This window comes from Flavobacterium sp. UBA4854 (assembly GCF_002399805.1).
Lineage (GTDB): Bacteria > Bacteroidota > Bacteroidia > Flavobacteriales > Flavobacteriaceae > Flavobacterium > Flavobacterium ginsengisoli.
This window is the reverse complement of sequence record NZ_DHEI01000087.1, coordinates 5,893-30,261: the sequence shown is the minus strand read 5'-3', so window position 1 is coordinate 30,261 and position 24,369 is coordinate 5,893. Positions and strand designations below refer to the sequence as shown.

The 24,369-nt window shown below is 34.4% G+C and carries 20 protein-coding genes; 3 read left to right on the top strand and 17 right to left on the bottom strand.

From position 1 onward, the window contains the following. The 4 genes from B3J44_RS12815 to B3J44_RS12800 form a co-directional block, all read right to left on the bottom strand. Positions 1-368: response regulator (locus tag B3J44_RS12815; RefSeq protein WP_286968775.1), on the bottom strand; the 368-nt coding region annotated here is incomplete at its 3' end. Then, positions 358-1,782, bottom strand: a complete 1,425-nt coding sequence (locus B3J44_RS12810) for a sensor histidine kinase (protein ID WP_286968774.1) — start codon at positions 1,780-1,782, stop codon at positions 358-360. The genes B3J44_RS12815 and B3J44_RS12810, both read right to left, overlap by 11 nt. A 418-nt stretch (positions 1,783-2,200) precedes the next feature. Next, a complete protein-coding gene (locus B3J44_RS12805) occupies positions 2,201-2,959 on the bottom strand; it encodes a methyltransferase domain-containing protein (RefSeq protein WP_286968772.1) in 759 nt (252 codons plus the stop codon). A gap of 181 nt (positions 2,960-3,140) precedes the next feature. Next, on the bottom strand, positions 3,141-3,947 hold the full coding sequence (locus B3J44_RS12800; protein ID WP_286968771.1) for a hypothetical protein: 807 nt from the start codon (positions 3,945-3,947) through the stop codon (positions 3,141-3,143). A 407-nt stretch (positions 3,948-4,354) separates the two neighbouring features. Here B3J44_RS12800 and B3J44_RS12795 point away from each other — a divergent pair, with 407 nt between their 5' ends. Then, a complete protein-coding gene (locus B3J44_RS12795; RefSeq protein ID WP_286968770.1) occupies positions 4,355-5,764 on the top strand; it encodes an APC family permease in 1,410 nt (469 codons plus the stop codon). Between the two features lie 75 nt (positions 5,765-5,839). Here B3J44_RS12795 and B3J44_RS12790 read toward each other — a convergent pair whose 3' ends face one another. The 6 genes from B3J44_RS12790 to dinB form a co-directional block, all read right to left on the bottom strand. Further along, positions 5,840-6,244 carry an MFS transporter gene (locus B3J44_RS12790; protein WP_286968768.1) on the bottom strand — a complete coding sequence of 135 codons (405 nt, stop codon included), beginning with the start codon at positions 6,242-6,244 and terminating at the stop codon, positions 5,840-5,842. Positions 6,245-6,399: 155 nt separating this feature from the next. Then, positions 6,400-6,861 carry a DUF1810 domain-containing protein gene (locus B3J44_RS12785; RefSeq protein WP_198857508.1) on the bottom strand — a complete coding sequence of 154 codons (462 nt, stop codon included), beginning with the start codon at positions 6,859-6,861 and terminating at the stop codon, positions 6,400-6,402. Positions 6,862-7,022: 161 nt separating this feature from the next. Then, positions 7,023-7,649, bottom strand: a complete 627-nt coding sequence (locus B3J44_RS12780) for an alpha-ketoglutarate-dependent dioxygenase AlkB family protein (RefSeq protein WP_198857507.1) — start codon at positions 7,647-7,649, stop codon at positions 7,023-7,025. Between the two features lie 44 nt (positions 7,650-7,693). Beyond that, positions 7,694-9,076 (bottom strand): exonuclease domain-containing protein, encoded by a 1,383-nt coding sequence (locus tag B3J44_RS12775; RefSeq protein ID WP_286968764.1) that lies wholly within the window; start codon positions 9,074-9,076, stop codon positions 7,694-7,696. A 117-nt stretch (positions 9,077-9,193) separates the two neighbouring features. Then, positions 9,194-12,247, bottom strand: a complete 3,054-nt coding sequence (locus tag B3J44_RS12770; RefSeq protein ID WP_286968763.1) for a DNA polymerase III subunit alpha — start codon at positions 12,245-12,247, stop codon at positions 9,194-9,196. Positions 12,248-12,250: 3 nt separating this feature from the next. Continuing rightward, positions 12,251-13,432 carry a DNA polymerase IV gene (gene dinB / locus B3J44_RS12765; RefSeq protein ID WP_286968762.1) on the bottom strand — a complete coding sequence of 394 codons (1,182 nt, stop codon included), beginning with the start codon at positions 13,430-13,432 and terminating at the stop codon, positions 12,251-12,253. 90 nt (positions 13,433-13,522) lie between these two features. Between dinB and B3J44_RS12760 the strand changes: the two genes are divergently transcribed. Continuing rightward, complete coding sequence (locus B3J44_RS12760; RefSeq protein ID WP_115889681.1) at positions 13,523-14,296, top strand: XRE family transcriptional regulator; 774 nt, start codon at positions 13,523-13,525, stop codon at positions 14,294-14,296. Positions 14,297-14,560: 264 nt separating this feature from the next. Here the strand turns inward: B3J44_RS12760 and B3J44_RS12755 are convergent, their stop codons facing one another. The 6 genes from B3J44_RS12755 to kdpB form a co-directional block, all read right to left on the bottom strand. Then, the gene (locus tag B3J44_RS12755; RefSeq protein ID WP_286968759.1) at positions 14,561-15,322 is read right to left on the bottom strand and encodes a phosphatase PAP2 family protein; all 762 of its coding nucleotides are present in this window, start codon (positions 15,320-15,322) and stop codon (positions 14,561-14,563) included. 120 nt (positions 15,323-15,442) lie between these two features. Continuing rightward, a complete protein-coding gene (locus B3J44_RS12750; protein ID WP_286968758.1) occupies positions 15,443-17,158 on the bottom strand; it encodes a sensor histidine kinase in 1,716 nt (571 codons plus the stop codon). Positions 17,159-17,294: 136 nt separating this feature from the next. Beyond that, positions 17,295-18,416 (bottom strand): sensor protein KdpD, encoded by a 1,122-nt coding sequence (locus B3J44_RS12745; RefSeq protein WP_286968757.1) that lies wholly within the window; start codon positions 18,414-18,416, stop codon positions 17,295-17,297. Between the two features lie 163 nt (positions 18,417-18,579). Next, the gene (locus B3J44_RS12740; protein ID WP_286968756.1) at positions 18,580-19,659 is read right to left on the bottom strand and encodes a porin; all 1,080 of its coding nucleotides are present in this window, start codon (positions 19,657-19,659) and stop codon (positions 18,580-18,582) included. Positions 19,660-20,118: 459 nt separating this feature from the next. After that, complete coding sequence (locus B3J44_RS12735) at positions 20,119-20,670, bottom strand: K(+)-transporting ATPase subunit C (RefSeq protein WP_286968754.1); 552 nt, start codon at positions 20,668-20,670, stop codon at positions 20,119-20,121. A 94-nt stretch (positions 20,671-20,764) separates the two neighbouring features. Then, a complete protein-coding gene (gene kdpB / locus B3J44_RS12730) occupies positions 20,765-22,822 on the bottom strand; it encodes a potassium-transporting ATPase subunit KdpB (RefSeq protein ID WP_286968752.1) in 2,058 nt (685 codons plus the stop codon). A gap of 70 nt (positions 22,823-22,892) precedes the next feature. On the opposite strand from kdpB, the gene B3J44_RS12725 reads away from it, so the two are divergent. Continuing rightward, positions 22,893-23,252: a four helix bundle protein gene (locus B3J44_RS12725; protein ID WP_286968750.1), complete on the top strand. Its 360-nt coding sequence runs from the start codon at positions 22,893-22,895 to the stop codon at positions 23,250-23,252. A gap of 64 nt (positions 23,253-23,316) precedes the next feature. On the opposite strand, the gene B3J44_RS12720 is transcribed toward B3J44_RS12725, so the two are convergent. Continuing rightward, positions 23,317-24,369 (bottom strand): potassium-transporting ATPase subunit KdpA (locus tag B3J44_RS12720; protein ID WP_286968749.1); only part of this gene is annotated, 1,053 nt, incomplete at its 5' end.

The window sequence follows — 24,369 nt, the reverse complement described above, 5'->3', positions numbered from 1 at the left end:
GTCAATATTTCTAATCTAAAGGGTTTATTCCAGAAGTCAGACACATATTTGTTTGCTTTAACTTTTTTAATTTCATCAGTATCCAAAGTTGAAGAAAGCACGAAAATTTCGGTTCTTGCTTTTACATCCTCTGGTAATTTGTCAAATTCTTCCAAAAATTCAAAGCCATTCATAATAGGCATTTGAATGTCTAAAAGAATAATCAGCGGGTTTGCGGTCTGATTCTTTATAAGCCAGTCAATTCCTTCTTTTCCATTATTGGCAATACAGGCAGGATTAATATCGAGTCCTTTTTTAAGGAGTTTTTTAGTGACAAATTGGTCAATCAAATTGTCTTCTATGATTACAAATTGAGATCTATATGGCATATGAATTTGGTATTGTTACTATAAATTTACTTCCAACACTGCTTTCTGAGAAAACAAAAATATCTCCTCTAATATTTTCAACGGCTTCTTTTACAATATATAAGCCAAGTCCAGAACCTTTGTTTTTATTTGTTCCAAAATACATGTCGAAAATGTTAGCTTTATGATCGTCATGAATACCTATTCCGTTATCTGTTACTTCAATTTTATTTAAACCTTCACTAAAATAAGTTTTTATTGTGATAAACATTTCTTGTTTGTTGCAATCTGCATATTTTATAGCATTGGAAAGCAGATTGTTGATGATGATTTTTAAGCGGAGACCATCACTTTCGATCTGATCGACCATAAGTTCTTGGGTAAATTTAATTCTGTTTGCATTTTCAATATGCATTAACTGTAGAATAGCTTCATTGCATAGCTCTTTTAAACTTACTGGTTCCATGATCACTTCTTTTCTTTTATTTTTAGAGTAATCAATAATATCGCTAATAAACTGATCTTGTCTTGCAAGACTTTGATGCATCATTTGGAGGTAAGTTCGAACTTGGCGCACATCATCCTCCAGTGCTGTAATTTCAATAAGTCCCTTTAGTGAAGTTATCGGTGATCTCAAATCGTGCGAAGCACTGTAAACAAATCGGTCTAATTCACGATTTACAATAATAAGATTTTCATTTTTCACCTCAGTTTCTTTCTTTGAAACCAATAATCTTTTGACCATAATCGAATAATACATGCAAACGCTACAAATGATAATCAAAATGAAAACGATGTTTGTAATAATTAAAAAGTCTTTTATTTTTCGAGTTCCTTCTCCTAATGTGTTTGAAAAATTACGTTCATTAATAGTTAGTTGATCGCTTATTGCACTAATTTCTTTTAAGTATTTTTTTTGATCTTCAGGAGTTAATAAATTATGCTTGATTTTTGCGTTAATCTGTTGTCCAATGACAAACAAATTGAAAATTAACTTATCTCCTTGTCCCCATTCGTGTATGGCTTTAGATAAAAAGCTTACATTTTTGAAATTTTCAAATAGCCAAATAATATCGTCTAAGTCATCTTCTTTATTTCGTCCAATTAAAAAACCTTCTCTAGCAACTTTATTGTCTCCAGCTTTCAAAAGAGTAATTCTTGCAATGCCATCTCCTTGAGGTACTTTTAATTCCTCTAGATATAATTTCCATTGAGTGGGACTCTTGGTAAATAAATATGTAATTAAATGTCTTGATGCATCTTTTTGTCCTTTTGAATAATGCGATTCACCGTTTACATAAGCTCTATTGGCAGATAAGATTTTAATAGTAAAAAAATTGATGCATATTAGTAGGGCACATGATATAAAAACTATTAAAATAAGAATGAAAACATTTGGAAAACGAAAGTTTTTTAAAGCTTGCAATTTAGACATAATCTTAAAATTAGTAGGTTAATAAAAAAGTGCCTTATGCGTGTTTTTGTTAGCGAGAATAAATAATTATGGGCTAAATTAATCCATTGTTAAAAATTAAACACTTGTTAAAATATTTTGCTTTTATAAATGCTATTGAAATCATTATCTCAAATATAATAAAAATTATCCTATAATTTTTGTAAAAAATAATCGTGAAGAAAAAATATTTTCTATTTATTCTTTATTTTGTTTAACTTATTTGTTTTTAGAAACTTGTCTTATTTTAATGGGATTTTTAACAATTTAAAAAATTAAAATAAGAGATTTTGCAATCAATTTTGAGTAGAAAAGGAGAATCATAGAAGACTTAGAACAGAAAATAATAATAATGCTTTATTTTGTTTAAAGATTGCTGTTGATTTTATCGTTTTTTTTGTTAGAATTTAGCATAAATAATCAATCTTCTAAAAGCATATATCGATGGAACAGTTGGAAAATAAGTGTCTATTCTATTCTTAAATTCGGCTGTTAATAATGCAAACTCTTGTTCTTTTAATCTTTCTTGATAAACAGTTAATGCTGACCCTGAAATAAAATCGAAAAAGTCATCTTTTTTATTGGAAATTAAAGGGTAAACTTTCTCATAAAGAGTCAAATCTTTGCCACCATTTTCGAAAAGGATTTTAGCATATTCATCTAAAGTAAGTACGGGAGAAGGACGTGTCCAGTTTTTAAGGTACGATGCAAAAGGCTCTTCTTGTACCAATTGAAAAAGTATTTTATTAAGAATGTTTTCATTTTGCTGTGGCATTTGGACTGCTAGTTGTCCGCCTGGATTGATCCGCGAAATAATTTTCGGAAAAAGGTCATTATGATTATCAATCCATTGCAATGCTGCATTCGAAAAAACTAAATCCCATTTGGTTTCATCTTTAATTTGTTCCAGAATTGTGTTTTCTTCAAACTTAAGATTTTCATGGGTTGGTGCTTTTGCCAACATTTCTGCAGAATTATCAATGCCAAGAACAGTTGGATTGGTAAGTTTTTGGAACAATTTTTTGGTAAGCTCGCCTGTTCCACAGCCTAAATCAATAACTTTAAGATTGGGTTTGTCAATAATATGACTTGTAAGATCATCAAAAGGTTTAGAACGTTCTTCTTTAAATTCGTTGTATTTTTTAGGATCCCAAGTCATGATGTTGTTTTTATTTAAAATTAAGTAAAAATTTTAATGCTTCAAAACAAATGATAAATGTAGTTTCTGGAAAGTTTTTATCTTTTCAAGTAAGTATTTTGCTTACGAATTCAAGCGCTCAATTATATAAAAAAAAACTGCAAAAATATTTTGCAGTTTTTCAAATTCTATAAATTAAAAATTATTCAGATGTTTCAAGTGGTCCTAGTGTAACTACAGTTGCTGTTGTAGTAGGACATCCGTTATTGAAATAGAATGTCGCTGAACACGCTATGTCTGGTGAACATTGTTGATTACGAAATGGTAAATTTATTTTGTTGTTAGTTAAAATATATGGGTATGTTAATGTGCCTTGACTTTGGTTGTATAAGCTACTTGGATTGGTAACCGTAAATTTAGTTCCGTCTGACAGGCTTAGGTCTATTTTAGTAATATGTTCCCAAGTAATTTTGCAATTATTAGCAGTAGGAAGTGCTATTTCAAGGCTTCCTCCAGCGCTTCCCGTGCCGCTTCCTCTACAAATATATGACGCAGAAAGAATTGGGGTACAGCAAGCCAATTTTGTCACATTTACAGTTGACTGGCAAAATAAAGCTCCAGGTCCAGTTCCTCCAGCGGTAATCTGCCCTCCTGTAAAATTATTTCCAAATTTAACCGTTATTGTTGATCCGGTATTTGAAAGTAATTGAATGTTTACTGGGTCGTTTGTACTCCATTGGATATCACTTGGAACTCCAGTAGTATTTGTATAAGTGTATGTTACTTGTGAGCCAGCAAAAACTTCAGAAGTTCCTGCAACTGATATTGATGAACTTGTAATTTCACAGGTAGTTTGTGCAGCTTTACTTGTTAGTGAATTAGTTTTGGACTCTTCTTTGGAAGTTTTCGCAGTTTGTTTCTCGTTCTCATCATTTGAGCAAGCAAGAAAAGTTGCGCTTGTTAGCACTGAAATAAAGGCAATGCCTAAATAAATTTTTAAATTTTTCATAATTTATTATTTCCCTTTTGTGACATAATTGCCTTTAACGACGAAAACTTTAGGTACTAGATTTGGGTTAAGTTGTTCCGCCTTCCAGATTTTAACTTTAGATTTTACAATCCGCTCAATAATTTATTTGCAGCTATATCAAAGTACCTGAAATCACTATTGAAACGTTTGGTTAAATTTCTGAATTTATTAATTGATTAAAGCTTATATTTTGTTTGTGATAGCTGAATATTTTGTAAAAATATACCTCTGTATGTCTCAAATTTATGTAAATTAAATATTACAACATTACGTAAAGCCGTAAAGAGTAAGTTTTTATATGGTTTTTTTATCTTTTTTAAAAAATTATCAGTGAAGATTAAGATTTCAGAAAAAAGTATATCTTTAGCCAACCTAAACCAATAAAAATGCAAGAAAACGACCAAGAACATTTTAAAAGAGAACTCGGCCTCTTAGACGGAACCATGCTTGTGGTTGGCTCTATGATCGGATCCGGGATATTTATCGTAAGCGCAGATATTGCCCGACAAGTAGGATCGGCAGGATGGCTTACATTAATCTGGCTTTTGTCTGGATTTATTACTGTTGTAGCAGCAGTTAGTTACGGCGAATTAAGTGCTATGTTTCCTAAAGCAGGTGGGCAATATGTTTACCTGAAAGAAGCCTACAACAAACTAATAGCCTTTTTGTACGGCTGGAGTTTTTTTGCTGTTATTCAGACAGGTACTATTGCAGCTGTCGGAGTGGCTTTTTCTAAATTTGCTGCTTATTTGTATGAGCCCTTAAGTGACGAAAATATTCTTTACGAATTGGGAGCTTTTAAACTGAATGCAGCTCAGCTGGTTTCGATTTTTACAATTATTGTGCTAACTTTTATTAATAGCCGTGGTGTTAAAAACGGAAAAATTCTGCAAACCGTTTTAACTATAATTAAAATTTTATCTCTTGTTGGATTAGTCATTTTTGGATTAACGCTTGCTGCGAAATCTTCTGTTTGGGATGCTAACTGGGCAGATGGATGGAGCACAAGAATATTTGATAAGGAAAGCAATTCATGGCTTCCAATTAGCGGAACGGCTTTAATTTCTGGAATTTCAGCAGCAATGGTAGGATCATTATTCTCTAGTGATGCTTGGAATGGTGTAACTTTTATCGCTGGCGAAATTAAAAATCCGAAACGAAATGTAGGTCTTAGTCTGTTTCTTGGGACTTTTATTGTGACATCTCTGTATGTTGTGACAAATCTTATGTATTTGGCTGTAGTTCCGTTTGATGAGATTGCAACAGCAAAATTCGATCGTGTTGCAGTTGTAGCTTCAGATTATATTTTTGGAAATGTCGGAGCGTTGATTATCGCAATTATGATTATGATTTCTACTTTTGCCTGTAACAACGGATTAATTATGGCGGGTGCGAGAGTATATTATACTATGGCAAAAGATGGTTTGTTTTTCAAAAAAGCTGCTACTTTAAATAGTTCTAGTGTTCCGGCATGGGCACTTTGGGCACAATGTTTTTGGGCATCTGCCTTGTGTCTTACAGGAAAATATGGTGATCTGTTAGATTTTGTAATTATCATTGTATTGATTTTCTATATCTTGACGATTTACGGAATTTTTATTCTTAGAAAAAAGATGCCAGATTTAGAAAGGCCTTATAAAGCATTTGGGTATCCGTTTTTACCAATGCTATATATCATTGTAGCGACAGCAATTTGCGTATCGCTATTAATTACAAAATTCTCAACTTGCGGATGGGGAGTATTAATTATGCTAACTGGAATTCCAGTTTACTATTTGACAAAGCCAAACGAATAATATTTTTAAGTTGAAAAAACTACTTAATAAAAAGCATCTTGATTTTTCAAGATGCTTTTTTATTTTGAGTATGGCTTAATTATCAGAAAGATCATTCGTAATTCTTTCTTCTGTTGGTCTTAGGAAAAGAAGGTATACAATTAGAAGGATTCCGAATATTATAAAATCGGGGTTAAGAAATAAAATGATAAAAGCAGCGCCTTCTAAAACTGCCCATCGCATAATTGAGGCTGTTTGATAAATTGGCAGTTTATTTTCGAGTTTTAGTTTCGGATCAATTTGTTTTAATTGAGCCTTAAATAATATACTGCTCAAAACAAAGGCTAGAACTGGTATTGCAAGATAAATTATGGAAGCAGAATCAATAATAGGGAAGTGTAATTTTTCTAACGAAAGATCTCCAATAATGAAATAAGCAATAATTGTTCCTGCGCAAATACCAAAATGAATAATCTGTAAAGCTCTAATTTTTTCGGTCATGATGTGGTTAGATTTGAGGTTGATTATGCAAGTTAAGGCTAATTCTTTTTAAATAAATAAATTATGATTGCATTTTGTCGAATAGAATAATCTGTAAACAAAAAAAGACACTATAATTAGTGTCTTTTGAATGTAAATAATCGTTGTAAACTTAGTTATATTGTAACTGGTTCATCAACAGATTTTATAGTTGAATTAATAATAGACAAAGTAATTGGATCAGTTTCTCCAGAGAAGAAAGCGTCCAAAATTTCCTGAAATATAGGATTTGCATTCTCAACTAAAGAAAACAAAGTCATGCATGAGCGTAATTTTCGAGCATCTAAATCTCCAAAAATCCCATCAGCTGATTTCATTTTAAAAGTTAATAATAATTCTGAAATCTCGATTAAATGTTTTCCTAAAATAGGATGTTCCAAATAATCTGTAGCTTCTTTTAAGTCATTAATGGCATAAAGATTTGCAGTATCGCTTTTTCCTAAGCCTTTTATTTGCGGGAAAATGAACCACATCCAGTGTGTTTCTTTTTTCCCTTTACTGATTTCAGAAAGAGCGGTAAGATAAAGTTTGTTCTGTGCGTCTAAGAAACGCGCTAAATCATTGTTCGAATAAGCCATTACGGTGTTGTATTTTAAAAAAGGTTGCAAAAATAGTAAAAAAGATAGGTTTTGCCTAGTAAAAGGTTCATATAGTGCATGTTTTAACTTTTTAAAGAAGGAATATCTTACGTTGTTTTGAAGAAAAAATACTTCTTTTTAAAGATTCAATGCAATAAAAATCAAAGATTTCGATTGGTTCTTCTAAAGGTAAGATTGATCCTTGGCAAAACATCGCGAGCTGTTTTCGGAACCTGATGTTGCCAAAAGCTATTAGTAGTTCCAGCCATCAGTAAGAAAGATCCATGATGGAGCGGAATCTCAATTGGCGGAATTTCTTTCCTGAATTTATGGCGAAGTTTAAACATTCTTGTTTCCCCAAAAGTAACAGAAGCAATAACAGGATTTGGCCCCGTATTATGTTCTCGGTCGCTATGCCAGCCTACGCCATCATTTCCATTTCGATATAAATTGAGCAGGACGGCATTAAAATCAAGTTGTGTTTCTTTTTCCACACGCCCTCTAATTTTTAATAATTCATAAGTCCAATCTGGACCTTTTGGATCTGCGCCTTCGTTATCTTTGTCTTCGTACCATGCAATCATTCTAGGAACTGTATAAGTTTTATCGTAAACTTCCATTTCATGTTCTCTCCATTTGGTCTTGCGAAGTATTCTCTCATAAAAAGAATCAGATTCTTCTTTGGTGAAGAAGTTATCGATCAAAATTAATTCAGAATCTGGAATGTCGAATATTTTTTTCCCTCCCAAACCTGTAGTAAATAATTCGGTGTCGCTAAATAGTGTCATAATTTAGATCTTAGTTTTACAGCTCTATTTTATTGGTATTCGGTTTAGGAAATGAAAAGTTGTTTATTAAAGAATACTTTACGCGGATATTTTTCGGCGTAAGCAAAAATTAACTGATCAATATATTGATTGCTTTTATAAGGTGTAACGTAATTTTTAACTTCATCAGAATCGTTGATAGCTACATCTCTTGAAATATATCCCATTCCATAAAAATGACCGTTTTCTATCCAGATACAACTTCTTTCGTCTGCAGATCGTCCCTTGTCTATAATGGCAAAACTTGGTCTGTTATTCAATAAAAAAGTAATAGCATTATCGACTTGTTCATTGTGAAGCGAAACATCTGGCAATTCTTTTATTTCATTGTTATAGAAAAAATCACCCTCTTCAGGTCTTGAATATTTACAGAAGCGATGATCAATTTCAAATTGTTCTGCAAGACTTCGCAAGAAATGAATACCAGTATGTTGGTTGTTGAATTCATGAATACAAGTCTGAAATTTGCTCATTTTCCCGATTGCCAGATATTTATAGCCATTTCTGGCTTCGTATTGATAAATGCCAAATTTGGCTTCAAAACGTTTTAAAGCTCTGTTGTAAGTTGGCCAAAGTTTTTTGATTTCGGTGCATTCTAAAAGAAGTGCCATTAATTCGGTTGCACATACTTCAAAGGAAATTCCGTGAATATCTCTTAAAAAATGTTGCCTTTGTGGTTTAATGTTATTTCCTGTAAAATGTGAAGTGACACGTTTTTTTAAGTTAATTGCTTTTCCAACATAAATTACTTTTTTAGCCTGATTATAAAAATAGTAGACACCAGGTTTATCAGGTAAATTATTAAAATCGTCTGCAGGAAGATTTGGAGGCAATCGTTGATCTTCTGCTGTTTTTTTGATCATTTTATCAATTTCTCCAGCGTCATCCCATTCCAATAAAAGTGAAAATAATAAAGCTGTGGCATCGGCATCTCCACCAGCGCGATGTCTGTTTTCTAAAGATATATTTAAAGAATTGCAAAGATTTCCTAAACTATAAGACCCCAATCCAGGCTTGATTTTTCGAGCAGCACGAACTGTACAAAGCTTATTTGCCGCCCATTTAAAACCCGCTTGTTCCAGTTGGTGATGAACAAACGAATAATCGAAATTGACGTTATGTGCAACGAAAATTCTATCTGTCAGCATATCTAATACCTTCTCTGAAATATCATCAAAGATTGGCGCATTGGCTACCATTTCGTTATTGATTCCCGTTAATCCAAAAATAGAAGGAGGAATATCCTGCTCCGGATTTACAAGTGTTTCATAACGATCCAGCACATTTTTGCCATCATGAATAATGATCGCAATTTCTGTAATGCGGCTGCCACTGGCATTTCCGCCTGTGGTTTCAATATCGACTATAGCATATTCCGTATTTTTCATCTTTATATAACGTAAGTTGTTCTTTAGTTATTTAAAATTTAACACATAGGTTAAAGTTAAAATGGCGTCTCTACAAGCTAAAAACTATTTTTCTATGTGTTAAATCATTGTACTCATTTAAAATTTCATTCGGTGTCTCGGAAGATTAATTTCATGTCCTTGCGGATAAGGCGCACGATGCGTCAAACTAACATCTTCTTTTATCTGGCTTTGTGTTCTGTATTGATCTTTCGAATCCATATAGCGTGGATCTGGAATAAAAGGCATTTTTGCCATTTTTAGAATCGTAATGGTAGGAAAATGGTAATCAACCTCAACATTTCCTAACAAAAGATAACAACCTCCGCCTTGAAAAGGATGTTTTGCAAGACTATCTGGAAAATGCGCCGTATCAAAATAAGTGCCTTCATGATCGATCCAAGTTCCAAAATACATTGAACCTTTTTTGGTCGGAACGTGTTTTCTAGAAATTAAATAGGCCAGCATTCTAACTTGTCTTTTATGATGTTTTACCAAATCTTTGGCCATAATATCGCCGCGATGTTTGGTTTGTAAAAGATCGAAAACCGTACATGAAATAGGAAAACTTAATAATTCGATTTCATCAAAAGCATCTTCAAAAACAGAACGTTCCAAAACTGGTAATTTGAATTCTTTTATTGGTTCTTGCAAAAGCATCAAATCGCGATTTTCAGGTTTAAAATTGTTTAAAAGCAAACTCGCACTTATCAAAAGTTGATTTTTTGTTTTTCCTGTAAAGTTAAAAGCGCCAATAAAAATCAATATTTTAACGCCTTCAATTCCAATCGGAATGCGATTGATGAAATTTTCTAAAGAAAGATAATTGCCATTTTTTGTTCTTTCTGATTCTATTAAATGAGCAATTTTAGATTCTAAACTCTGCAAATGCATAAAACCTAAATAAATATCGGTTCCGTACAAAGTGGTTTTATATTCGCTTTTATTCACACACGGATTATGAACGGTTCCGCCCGACATTCGCGCTTCGTGCACATAAACTTCAGTTCTGTAAAACCCGCCTTGATTGTTGATTACCGCTGTCATAAATTCTACAGGATAATTGACTTTCAAATACAAACTCTGATAGCTTTCAACCGCATAAGAAGCCGAGTGCGCTTTGCAAAAAGAATAACCCGCAAAAGATTCAATCTGGCGGTAAATTTCCTGACTCAAAGCTTCTGGATGTCCTTTTTGCGCACAGCTTGCAAAGAAATTGTCTTTTACTTTTTGTAAAGCTTCCAAAGATCGCCCTTTTCCTGACATGGCGCGACGCAGAATATCTCCATCAGGAGCGGGAAGTCCGCCGTAATGTTGGGCGATTTTAATAACATCTTCCTGATACACCATAATTCCGTATGTTTCGCCAAGATGTTCTCTAAAAACTTCATGGAAATACTCAAACTGATTTGGGTTATTATGACGAAAAATATACTCTTTCATCATTCCAGATTGTGCAACTCCAGGGCGAATAATAGACGAAGCGGCAACAAGAATTTTATAATTATCACAATTCAATCGGCGTAATAATCCACGCATCGCAGGACTTTCGATATAAAAACAGCCAATCGTGTTTCCTTGCGCTAGATAAACATTGCACGTAGCTTCATCTTTAGAAATAGAAGTATTGCGAATGTCAACTTTTATACCTCGATTTTTTTCAATTAGTTTTACGCTATCATCAATATGTCCGATACCGCGCTGGCTTAGAATGTCGAATTTGTCAAAACCAATTTCTTCGGCAATATGCATATCAAAAAGCACAATCGGAAATCCTTTTGGAGGCATTTCTAATGGTGTATAATTGGTAATTGGTTCTTCAGAAATAATGATTCCGCATGCATGCATACTGCGCTGGTTTGGATATTTCTGCATCATAAAACCATATTCTTGAACCAATTTCACAATCTTATTTGTGGGATGAAGTTCTTCTGGATTTTTTGCCAATAGATCTAATTCTTCTTTCGGAAGACCAAAAACTTTTCCAACTTCCCTGAAAATAGAACGGTATTTAAATTCGACATTAGTTCCGCAGAAAGCAACATAATCTTTGCCGTATTTTTCGAATATATATTCTAAAATAACATTACGTTCCTGCCAGCTCCAATCAATATCAAAATCGGGTGGCGTTTTTCGGTTCAGATTTAAAAAACGTTCAAAATATAGATCAAGTTCTATTGGACAGATATCAGTAATTCCGAGGCAATAAGCAATAATACTGTTGGCACCGCTTCCGCGACCGATGTGCATAAATCCTTGACTATTGCTGTATTGAATAATATCCCAAGTAATTAAGAAATAAGCGCTAAACTTTAATTCGTCAATAACTTTTAATTCTTTTTCTACACGTGCTTTTGCTATTATATTTTCTTTTCCATAACGGCTTTCAAAACCTTCGAGAGCTAAACCAGTAAGCATTTTTATATCTTCTTCACGGCTTTTGGTAAAGAATTTTTTGTTTTGAGGGACACCAAATTCATATTGAAAATTACAATTGTCAATGATGTGCTGTGTGTTAGAAATGATTTCAGAATATTTTTCGTAGAAAGGTAAAAGAGCTTCTAGAGGTTTTATAAAATCTGAAGTTTTACAATAATCCGCTTCGGTAAGTTTTGACAGAATAATATTCGTGTCAATAGCGCGAAGTACTTTATGAAGATTATATTCTTTTTTACTGCTAAAAGTCACGGGCTGTAAAACCACCATTTTGGCAATTTTATTTTTATGTTTTGAAGTCAAAAGACTTGAAACTTCTTCAGGACGAACTCCGATAAATTCATTTTCATAAAGTGTTTCAGGAGCATTTTCTAAAGTATAAATCACAAAAGCCGATTCAAATTTTGGAGCTCGTAAAGGCAGAGTTTCTCCGCTGAAATTATGTTCCGTTAAAAAACGATTCATTTCAGCTAAACCTTTTGCGTTTTTAGCCAAACCAATATATTTGAATTGATGATTACAACGAAATTCCATTCCAACCAAAGGCTTAATTTCGTTTTTTTTACAATCTCTTATAAAATCATAAATTCCAGTTACCGTATTAATATCAGTCAATGCCATTGCTTTTACGCCGCAAGAAACCGCTAGACCAACAAGATCTTTCAACGGAATCGTGCCATAACGCAGAGAATGATAAGAATGACAATTAAGATACATGATTTATTTAGTGCGTTTTAAAATTTCGTCTTTAGTATTAGGTTTGAAATGAGCTCCGGCACAGCGCATAACGGCATCAAAACCGTAACGGCTTTTCATTTTATCCATAGCAGCATAAAGCGCCAACATTTCCTGAGTATCTTCAAAAAGATCAATTTGATACGTTCCGCGCACCAATCCGCTAAAGCGAACACCAATCAAGCGGAGACGCATACGTCGCTGATATACTTTTTCAAAAAGCTCCATTACAGTTTTAGTTAAAATATGATCGGCAGAAGTATAAGCAACGCGGCATTGTTTGGTTTCGGTATCAAAATTGGCGTAACGAATTTTAACCGTAACCGTAGAAGTTAGCCATTGTTCTGAACGTAATTGGAAAGCCAGTTTTTCGACCATTCCCAAAAGCACTCTTTTGAGTTTTGCAATGTCAATGGTGTCTTGAGAAAAAGTGTTTTCTGTCGAAATAGATTTTCTTTCGCTATAAGGTTCAACGGGCGTATGATCGATTCCGTTAGCTTTTTTCCAAATATCTAAACCATTTTTACCGATCATTTGCTGTAAAATCTCAGCAGGCATTTCGGCCAAAGTTTGAATTTTACGAACGCCAATTCGGGACAAAAGTTGAAAGGTCACCGTTCCGACCATTGGTATTTTCTGAATCGAAAGCGGATTTAAAAAGTCTTGTACTTCTTGTTCAGGAATTTGAAGATTCCCAACTGGTTTGCCTTCTCCGGTAGCAATTTTAGAAACCGTTTTATTGATAGATAACGAAAAACTAATAGGCAATCCCGTTTCTTTAATCACTTTTTGCGCCAATTCATCTGTCCATTTATAACTTCCATGAAAACGGTCCATTCCTGTAATATCGAGATAAAATTCGTCGACACTTGCTTTTTCTAAAACAGGTGCTTTTTCTTGAAGAATTTCAGTGACATCGTGAGATAATCGTGAATACAATTCCATATCTCCTTTCATGATTTTTGCCTGTGGGCAAAGTTTCATTGCCATTGCAATAGGCATTGCAGAACGTACACCAAATTTGCGCGCTTCATACGAACAAGAAGCCACAACGCCACGATCGCCTCCGCCAATAATAAGCGGAATTCCGTTAAGTTCAGAATTGGTGAGTCGTTCGCAGGATACAAAAAAGGTATCCAAATCCATATGTACAATTGCCCGTGCCATTTTTTCCTTTTGTTTTTGTATGAAACAAAATTAGTACAGGTGGTAACAATTTTTTGTATATTTGCTGTTCCAAATTATAACAAATTAATTATGTCCTTATTTTCAGACAATATCAGAGCACTAAGGGTTAAGCATAAAATATCACAAGAAAAATTAGCTGAAAACCTAAGTATTACAAGAGGAAGATACGTTAAATACGAAGACGGAACTTCGGAAGCACCGTATGACATTTTAAAGAAGATTGCATTGTATTTTCATATGAGTATCGACTTGATATTATCGGTCGATATCCGTAAAATTGATGTGCAAAATTTGATAAAACTAGAAGGCAATCGACTTATTTTACCCATTCAAGTAGATAGTTTTGGAGAAAATTTTATTGAAATTGTATCTCAAAAAGCAAAAGCAGGTTATCTAAACGGATATGCTGATCCAGAATATATTGAAAGTTTACAGCAAATTACACTTCCATTTTTAGGTCCTGGAAAGCACCGCGGATTTCCCGTTGAAGGCGATTCAATGCCTCCACACGAAGATGGTTCTATTATTATTGGCCGTTATGTGGAGAAACTGGGAGAGGTGATGGACGGAAAAACCTATATTCTTATCACTAAAAATGAAGGAATGGTCTATAAACGTCTCAACAAAAATAAAAAGAATGCTTTGGTTTTAGAATCTGATAACAGTTTTTACCCAAATTATGAGGTGAAAGCTTCTGATATTTTGGAGATTTGGGAATACGAATGCAACATCGGCCGTTCGGATAAAAAACAGGAGACGACAGAAACTGGAGCAATGAAAGATTTGCTTTTGGAATTGAAAAGAGAAGTTCGAGAGATCAAGAATAATACTTCGAATACGTAAAAAGAGTTTTTGCCACTCCCGATAGCTATCGGGATTCACAGATTAAAAGGATTGTTTTTCGCCACGACCCGAGCGATAGCGAATAGGCGAAGCAATTGCACAAATTTTCACAAATTTGTTATTCAAAATATAATCAACATAATTCGTGAAAATTTGTGCAATTCGTAGCAAACAAACTATACAAAGTAGTAAAAAAAAACTTTTAATCTGTGCAATCTGTGGCTTTAAAAACTTTGTGTCTTAGCGTCTTAGTGGCAAAAAAACTTAAAAAACTTTCGCAAATCCTAATCCATATTGCTGCCCGTTATAAAAAGGCATTATCATAGAAGTCGATTTATTTTCGGCTGATGATTTGAACAATTTCTTAGTGATATACGGATTAATCCAATAAGCAATTTTGGTACTTAAAATTCCTATTCCAGCTCCAGCAGCAACATCAGTTAACCAATGGCGATTGTTGTAAATTCTGAAAAGTCCGGTTCCTGTTGCAACGGCGTAACCTGCAATTCCATACCAAATTGATTTGTCTTTATATTCTTGATATAGAAATTCGGCGCCCATAAAGGCCGTTGCAGTATGTCCGGAAGGGAAGGAGTTGTTGGAACTTCCGTCAGGTCTTTCTACATGAGAAATCGACTTTAAACCTAAAACCGTTGTTGCCATAATGGCGTAAGAAGTTACCAATATGACAGAGCGATCCCGCATATTATTTTTTCCTTTTACACCAAAAGCATTTAAAGCATAAACAGATGCAGCGGGTGCATATTGAGAGAAGTCATCAATTGTGATTTTTTCGTCAATATCTTCGGTTACTTCCGCTTTAATTTGATGATTAAAACTCAAAAGCTGATCACTTTCCAAACCAATTACGCCGTAACCAATTAAAACCGATGGAATAATTAATTGTTTGTAATTGAATTTTAAATGATTAGAAGTACTGTCAATTTTTGTAATCGAATCGTTTTGCTGTGCATTTGCAGAAAATAATCCGAATAGAGACACTAGGAAAATCGTTTTGTGGAACATTGTTATAGTCGTTATATTTTGCAATATTAACGAATGTTCGACCTTAGTATTTTGGGCTTAATTGAACCTTAAGCGAATATTAATCAATGCAATAGCGATATCAAAATATCAATAACAATTTCAAACTTTCAGCGTAAACCAAAAAGTACTTCCCAATCCTAAATTACTTTCTACTCCAACGCTTCCGTTTTGGGCTTCAATGAATTCTTTGCTAATTGCTAAACCTAATCCAGTTCCAGATTTCTGACTTCCTGGAATTTGAAAATATTTATCAAAAACTTTGTCTTTATATCTCGTATCAATTCCTTTTCCAGTATCAATTACCTGAAAAACCATCTGATTATTTTCTTCTTTTAACTTAATGAGAATTGTACTTTTTTCAGATGAATATCTGATAGCATTCGACAAATAATTAATCAAAACCCAGCCTGTTTTTTCGGCATCTGCTTTTACGTTTTTGAGATTTTCATCGGCATCAACAATTAACTGAATTTGTTTTTGATCAGCCTGAACTTTTACAGCTTCTACGGCATATTTTACAATTTCATGCGGATTGCTTTTGCCAATATTCAACTGAATATTTCCTGTTTCTAATTGTGACAAATTGAGCAATTCGCCCGTAATTTTCAACAAGCGCTGACTGTCATCTTTTATACTTTCAACCAATTGTTTCTGGTCATCGTTCATATCGCCTGTTTTCGCATTTTCAAGCAATTGAAGGCTTAATTTTATAGAGGCAATTGGTGTTTTTAATTCGTGTGAAACTGTGGCAATAAAATTGGTTTTAGCAAAATCCAATTCTTTAAAAAGTGTAATATTTCGAAGAATAATTACATCACCAATGTTGATTTCTTTTTCTTCACCAGTTGGTGTTATCGTGATATTGTGAATTTCTTTTTCGAAATAACTTTCTTTTCCGTGAGCAAAAATTTTGAGAGGTTGTTTTTTCGGCGTTTCCTTTTCTTTTAGAATTAAAGAACGAATTAAATCATTCGAAACCGCCAATTCAGAAGCAGATTTTCCAATAATATCTTCCGATTTCAAACCAATAATTTTAAGCGCTTCATCATTCACAAACAAAACAATTCCTTCGTTGTCTAAACCAATAATCGGATCGTTCATATTATTGATAAGCGTTTCCAGTCGTTTTTTCTCAAACAGAAGTTTATAAACGTTACTGTCGTGATATTCTTCGAGTTTTTGCGCCATCGTATTAAATGATTTGGCAAGATCTCCAAATTCGCTATGACTCGTAAAATGAACACGTTCTGAATAATTTTTATTGGCAATTTCCTTAATACTCAAGGTTAATTCCTTAATTGGATTCGCAATATTATTCGGAAGATTAACCAATAAATTAAAGGCAATTAAAAAGCACAAAGTCCCTACAATCGCAATCGACAAATTAGCTGTTTCCGCTGATTGTTTGGCGATGTCACTTTTCTGCTTTATAGCGTCGAGATTCAGTTTCATGATTGCAAAAATATCCTGACGAATTTGTGCTTTTACAGTTTCATCAGCATCATTTTTAGCCAAAAGAGCGAAACTTTCTTTCAGCTTTTCGGTTGCTTGTTTTTCGCCTGGTTCTGTAATATTTCGGATTTGCTTTTCGAGATTTTCCTCAAAATTCTGAATCGTTTTCTTTGAATCTGATTTTATTCCATCCAAAGCAAAAATCATATTTCGCGAATATTCCAGCGTATTGTAATTGGATTTCAGAATATTCTCAGTGTCCTGCTTAATCAGAAACACAGAGTAAGCACTCACTAACGAGAGAATGATGATCATTAAAAATAACAATCCAACACCCAGATTCAATTTGGTTTTAATTCTCATGACGTTTATTTAAAACAAGTTTTTTTTATTTGAACCATTAAGATATTAAGGAAATTAAGCTTTGAACTTAATGAAACTTACAAAGAGAAAATTAAGTATAGCCTTTATTTTCTTAATATCTTAATGGTTAGAAAAATTACGACAGTATAACAAGATCAACATTTGATAACGACAATTTATTTAACAGACGCCTGAAAATTGTGGTAGACAAAATTACTTTAAATAAATTCAAATGCGGTTTCCCGATGCAGACAGTTGTAATTTGTTTTTCCTCGACAGTTGTCAAAATTGCATTGGCAATATTCGAATTTTCTAACTTAATAACTTCAGCACCCAATTGCACTGCGAGTTTAAAGTTATTAATTAAATGCCTTTGTTTATCAAGTGCAATTCTTGTACTGCTTTCTTGCGGAGTTTCGACATACAAAACATACCAAGTCCCGTTATAATAACTTGCCAAACGTGCTGCTTTTCTGATCACAATTTTAGCCGTTTTGTCGTTACTGCTAATGCAAGCCAACAATTTTTCATGACGCAAAGCATGCAGATTCGGAACTTCGCTTTCTACTTTTCGTACGACCTGACTTGCTACTTCTTTCAAAGCCAATTCACGTAACTGGAGAATTTGTTCCGATTTGAAAAAGTTCTGTAAAGCGGTCTGAATTTTATCTTCCGTATAAATTTTACCTTCTTTTAAACGCGCAATCAAATCTTCTGAAGTCAAATCGATATTTACCACTTCATCCGCCAAACGAAGAACATTATCCGGAATTCTTTCCTGAACGTCAATATTTGTAATACGTTTTACATCTTCGTTTAAACTTTCAATATGCTGAATGTTTACGGCCGAAATCACATTAATTCCAGCTTCCAAAATCTCCAGGACATCTTGCCAGCGTTTTTCGTTTTTGCTTCCCTCAACATTCGTATGCGCCAATTCATCAACGATAACCACTTCTGGTCTAAGGTTGATGATGGCTTGAACATCGAGTTCTTCGAGTTCTTTTCCTTTATAAAAAATAGTCCGTCGCGGAATAATCGGTAAACCCGCTAATAATTCATGAGTTTCCTTTCGCATGTGCGTTTCGATGTAGCCAATTTTTACATCGATTCCATTTTTCAATAACGAATGCGCTTCCTGAAGCATACGGAAAGTCTTGCCTACACCGGCGCTCATTCCAATGTAGATTTTAAATTTCCCTTTTCTTGATTTCTGAATCAGATCCAGAAAGTGCTGTGCGTTATTTTCGTTTTCCATGTTTTAGGTTTTTGCCACCAAGGCGCTAAGACACTAAGTTTTTTTGTTTCACGCAGATTTATAAAGATTTAAGTAGATATTCGCAGATTATTTTAATTAAAAATCGAATTAAATCTGCTATAATCTGTAGAATCTGCGTGAAATAAATTTTTAAATCTTTTTTCTAGAAACTAATAGCTAATGTTGTTGTCACATACGTATTTGTATCCGTTGGAAGATTGTCTTTATTTGTGAAGATTTGATCTTTGCTTGACAGATTTCTCGCTTCAATTCTAAACATAACATTATCAGTAATTAAGTAATCAAAGTTAGCTGAAAATCCGTAAGTTTTAAATCCGTTTGGAGTTTCTGTGGCGATAATTACGCCTTTTTCGTCGCTGTAATATTCACCTCGCGCAGCCAACTGAATTTTATCTGTCGGTTTGTATTGCAGAATCAAAACAGGCGAAAACCACGTGTCATATTTGTTACTATTTTTAGCCGATTGCTGCGAACCAATATCGAAACCAGCTGTTAGATTTGTTTTGTCTGTTACTTTAAATTGTCCGTAGAAATTATTAAAGTAACGCCATTTTTTGTCAATATCAGGCTGTTCGTTTCCTGCATATGTACTCCAATTTAAAACTACTTTATCAGTAGGTTTAAACGTAACCTGTGTTCCAAAAGCCGGTGTTTGATTTCCGTCGATTTTCTGAATTCTCTGCCAGCCGTTTAGATACATCGCTGCTAAATACCATTTACCAGAATCAGAAGTATAGCCAATTTTTACGCCTGCTTCATAATAAGGTGAATTCTCAGCCAGAATGCTTCGAGTTAAGTTCGCACAGTCTTTTCCAATGGCACTTTCAAAACCAATATGCGAAGGCATAATTCCCGCATCAATCCATAAATCATGTTTTTGTGAAATCTTTACACCAACATTCGCCTCATAAATATTTTTCAATAAATCCTGTTCAGCCGACATATTATATTGTGCGTAAGTTCCCGCCATCAGCGCAAAATTCCCTCGGACATTTCCTTTCGAATAATTCACTTTCGCCAAACCCAAATTTAGATTCACTTCATTACTTCGGTTATAATTATAAAAAAAGTTTGGCCGTGTATGATTTTCTGGTTTCCCGAAATCATAACTATAATAAACATCTACATATCCCGAAAACGTAAACGGATTTTTAGATTCTTCTTGTGCATGTAAATTGCTAAAACCAAAAGTGATTAAAGCAGTAAGTAATATTTTTTTCATAAGTCATTGCGAGAAACGAAACGATCGTCCTCATTAATTAAATTAATATTTAGTAGATTTTTAGGAGCTATTTCCCGCTATCCATTTCAATCTTTTTCTGGTCTCGTTAAAAAAACGAGACCAGAAAAAGGATTTCCACTACTATCGGGGCTAGGGCATTTGGGGTAAAAAGGCGTTTTCGTTTCCTGAAAGGTTTTCAAAACCTTGTAGGTATTTAATTTTTTACGTTTTTGATTCAACGTTTCGTTTTGTCATTTCGACGAAGGAGAAATCACACTAGAAATTCCATCTAGTGAATCGCCAATCTTTGTCATTTCGACGAAGGAGAAATCTTCGCTGCTAGATCGCCACAGATTTGACATTCTTTGCGGAGCTTCTTGCGAAGATTTCTCCTTCGTCGAAATGACAAGAATGCGCATAGAAAAACTTAGTATCTCAGAATCTTAGCATCTTAGAGGTTTAGCGAAGCGCATCCAACGCCACATTCAATTCTAAAACATTAATCGTTTCAGGACCAACAACAGCTGTATTAATTTTAGATTCTACCAAAGCTTTTACTTTCGCTTCAGCTAAATTTCGTTCTTTAGCCACACGTTTTACTTGAACCAAAGCCCCTTGTGGAGAAATATTCGGATCTAAACCGCTTCCTGAAGCTGTAACCATATCAGCTGGAATTTCAGCTTTTTTCAAATACGGATGAACGACAAGGAAAGTGTCAATTCTCTTTTGAACCAAAGCTAAGTATTCAGCATTGCTTGGGGCTTTATTGCTTCCGGCACTTCCTGCAGCATTATAATCAACAGCCGAAGGCCTTCCCCAGAAATAATTTGATTTATTGAACTTCTGTCCAATTTTTTGATAACCAATCACTTTTCCGTTAACTGAAAGCGTTTCTCCTTTTCCTTGATTAGGAGCCATTTGTGCGATTCTGTAAATCGCAAGAGGATAAATAACTGCGAATAAGATTAAAGTAACCGCAGTAAGTTTTATGAGTGAAAATATAGATTTCATTTTTTTTATTTTTAAGATTCTGAGTTGCTAAGTTTCCAAGATGCTAAGAAAAAAACTTAGAGTCTTAGCAGCTTAGCGTCTTAGTAACTTCTATTTACATAAATAAGGCAACAACTAAATCGATTATTTTTATTCCGATAAAAGGAACAATTAAACCACCTAAGCCATAAATCAAAAGATTACGTTTTAAAATGGCACTCGCTCCAATCGGGCGATATTCAACACCTCTCAAAGCCAGAGGAATCAAGATCGGAATGATAATCGCATTGAAAATTACAGCCGATAAAATGGCACTTTCTGGACTATGCAAATGCATAATGTTTAAACCTTGCAGTGCTGGAATAGCAGTAATAAAAAGAGCAGGAACAATCGCAAAATATTTGGCAACGTCATTCGCAATTGAGAAAGTAGTCAAAGTTCCTCGAGTCATTAAAAGCTGTTTTCCAATTTCGACAATCTCGATTAGTTTTGTTGGATCATTGTCAAGATCGACCATATTTCCGGCTTCTTTTGCAGCTTGAGTTCCGCTGTTCATGGCAACACCAACATTAGCTTGCGCAAGGGCAGGAGCATCATTTGTTCCGTCACCCATCATGGCAACTAAGCGTCCTTCGGCTTGTTCTTTTCGGATGTAGTTCATTTTATCTTCAGGCTTTGCTTCGGCAATAAAATCATCTACTCCAGCTTTTTCGGCAATAAACTTAGCTGTCAGCGGATTATCACCCGTAACCATAACCGTTTTGATTCCCATTCTGCGTAAGCGCTCAAAACGTTCTTTCATTCCGGTTTTAATGATATCCTGCAATTCGATAACACCTTGAATTTCGTTGTTTTTGATCACAACTAAAGGCGTTCCTCCGTTAGAAGAAATTGTGATTACCTGTTGTAAAGTATCTTCAGGAAAAGCCTTTCCAGCTTGTTCTGCAATTTTTTTAGCAGCGTCCTGTGCACCTTTTCGAATATTGGTTCCATCTCTTAAAACAACACCCGAAGTTCTGGTTTCAGCAGTAAATTTGATTGTGTGTGAGATGTCAGAAGTTGTTTGTAAAAAGCTGGCTTTTGCTTCATTTTTTACATCTATCATTTCGCTTAATTCTAGAATACTTTTTCCCTCTGGAGTATCATCGGCAAGTGAACTCAATACAGCAGATTTAACGAAATCTTCAAAAGAAATGCCTTTTGTTGGATAAAAATTGGTTGCTTTTCTGTTTCCAATTGTAATTGTTCCTGTTTTATCCAAAAGCAAAACGTCAATATCTCCAGCTGTTTCAACCGCTTTACCCGATTTTGTAATCACGTTGGCGCGCAAAGCTCTGTCCATTCCCGCAATTCCAATCGCAGAAAGTAATCCGCCAATTGTCGTTGGAATCAAACAAACGAATAGCGCAATAAAAGCAGCAATAGTAATAGGAGCGTTGGCATAATCAGCAAAAGGTTTTAAGGTAACGCAGACAATCACGAAGATTAAGGTAAAAGCAGCTAACAAAATAGTCAACGCAATTTCGTTTGGTGTTTTCTGACGGCTCGCACCTTCAACCAAAGCAATCATTTTATCCAAAAAGCTTTCGCCAGGTTCTGAAGTTACTTTTACTTTGATTTTATCTGATAAAACTTTTGTTCCTCCCGTAACAGACGATTTGTCTCCGCCTGCTTCACGAATTACAGGAGCACTTTCTCCCGTAATAGCACTTTCGTCGATTGTAGCCAGACCTTCGATAATTTCTCCATCAGCAGCAATTAAATCGCCGGCTTCACAAATGAAAATATCGTCTTTTTTTAATTGAGAAGAACTAATGTTTCTGATTTCTCCATTTGGCAAAATCTGTCTTGCAGGAGTTTCTTCACGGGTTTTTCTTAAACTGTCGGCTTGTGCTTTTCCTCTGGCTTCGGCAATAGCTTCGGCGAAATTGGCAAACAAAAGCGTTACAAATAAAATTAGGAAAACAATTAAATTGTAAATAAAACTACCCTGATCTGTTGCGCCCATTAAGATCGAAACGCAAACGGCAAACATAATGGCAGTTCCAATTTCTACGGTAAACATTACCGGATTTTTGACCATCATTTTTGGGTTCAGCTTGACAAAAGACTGCGCTAAGGCTTCTTTTACCTGTTTACTTTCAAACAATGATGTGGATCTATTAGTTGTCATTTTTCTTTTTGTAAAATGTTAGATGTAAAATGTGAAATTTCCTACTTTTGTAAAATTTTATTTATTAAATATGAAACCACATAAAAAATTGAATTCATGGATTAAAAGTTTTGAATTCGTTAAAGAAATTTATTTAGCTACAAGGCAATTCCCAGCTGAAGAAAAATTCGGAATTACTTCGCAAATCCGGAGAGCTTCAGTTTCTGTACCACTTAATATTGCAGAAGGAGCTGCAAGGAAAGGAACGAAAGAATTTATCCATTTTTTACATATTTCACTAGGTTCCGTATCAGAACTCGATACTTTAATTTTATTGAGTAAAGAGCTGGATTTTTTCAATGAACAAGAATGCAAGCAATTAATTGAAAAATTAGATGTCATAGGGAAACTCATTTATGGATTAATTAAAAACCTTGAAACACGTGTATAGTTTGTTATTTGTGAGATGTGAGTAGTAAGATTTTTGAGTCATCTCACTTTTCACAAATCACATTTTACATTCCAAAATATTCCGCTAAAGGTCCAAGTGCCAGCGCTGGAAAGAAAGATAAGGCAGCAACAATAGCGATTACAGCAAAAATCATGATTCCGAAAATTGTTGTATCGGTTTTTAAAGTTCCTGCACTTTCTGGAATGTATTTTTTATTGGCTAATAAACCTGCAATTGCCAAAGGTCCGATGATTGGAATGAAGCGGCTTAACAATAAAACAATTCCTGTTGTAATATTCCAAAACGGATTATTATCTCCTAAACCTTCAAAACCAGAACCGTTGTTAGCGGCGCTCGAAGTATATTCGTATAACATTTCCGAGAATCCGTGATTTCCTGGATTGTTCAGCCAGCCTGTTGCATTTCCGCTAAACCAATACCCCATTGCAGTATCATGTGCAGCAAAATAAGAAGCTAACGCTGTTCCTGCTAAAATCAATAATGGATGAAGAATAGCGATAAAAGCAGCGATTTTGACTTCTCGAGCTTCTATTTTCTTCCCGAAAAACTCAGGAGTTCGGCCAACCATTAATCCAGAAATGAAAACAGCCAGAATAATGAAAATGTAAAAGTTAAGGTAACCAACACCGCATCCGCCGTAAAAGACATTGACCATCATGGCTAATAATTGCATAGCTCCAGAAATCGGCATCGAACTATCGTGCATACTATTTACAGAACCTGTAGAAATTACCGTTGTGGCAATACTCCAGAAACCTGAAATAGCTGGCCCAAAACGAACTTCTTTTCCTTCCATCGCTCCATTTAATTGAGAAATCCCCATTTTTTCGATAGCAGGATTTCCACTGATTTCGCTTGACATTGTAGGAATTACTAAGAGCAGGAATCCAACCGTCATTACACCAAAAATAATGTAAGCGAATTTTTGTTTTTTAAGGAAGAAACCAAGTGCGAAAATCATCGCAAATGGAACAATCATTTGTGCCCAAAGTTCAACAGCATTCGTAAAGTAAGTTGGATTTTCTAAAGGATGAGCTGAGTTAGCTCCGAAGAATCCACCTCCGTTTGTGCCAATATGTTTAATCGCAATAAAAGC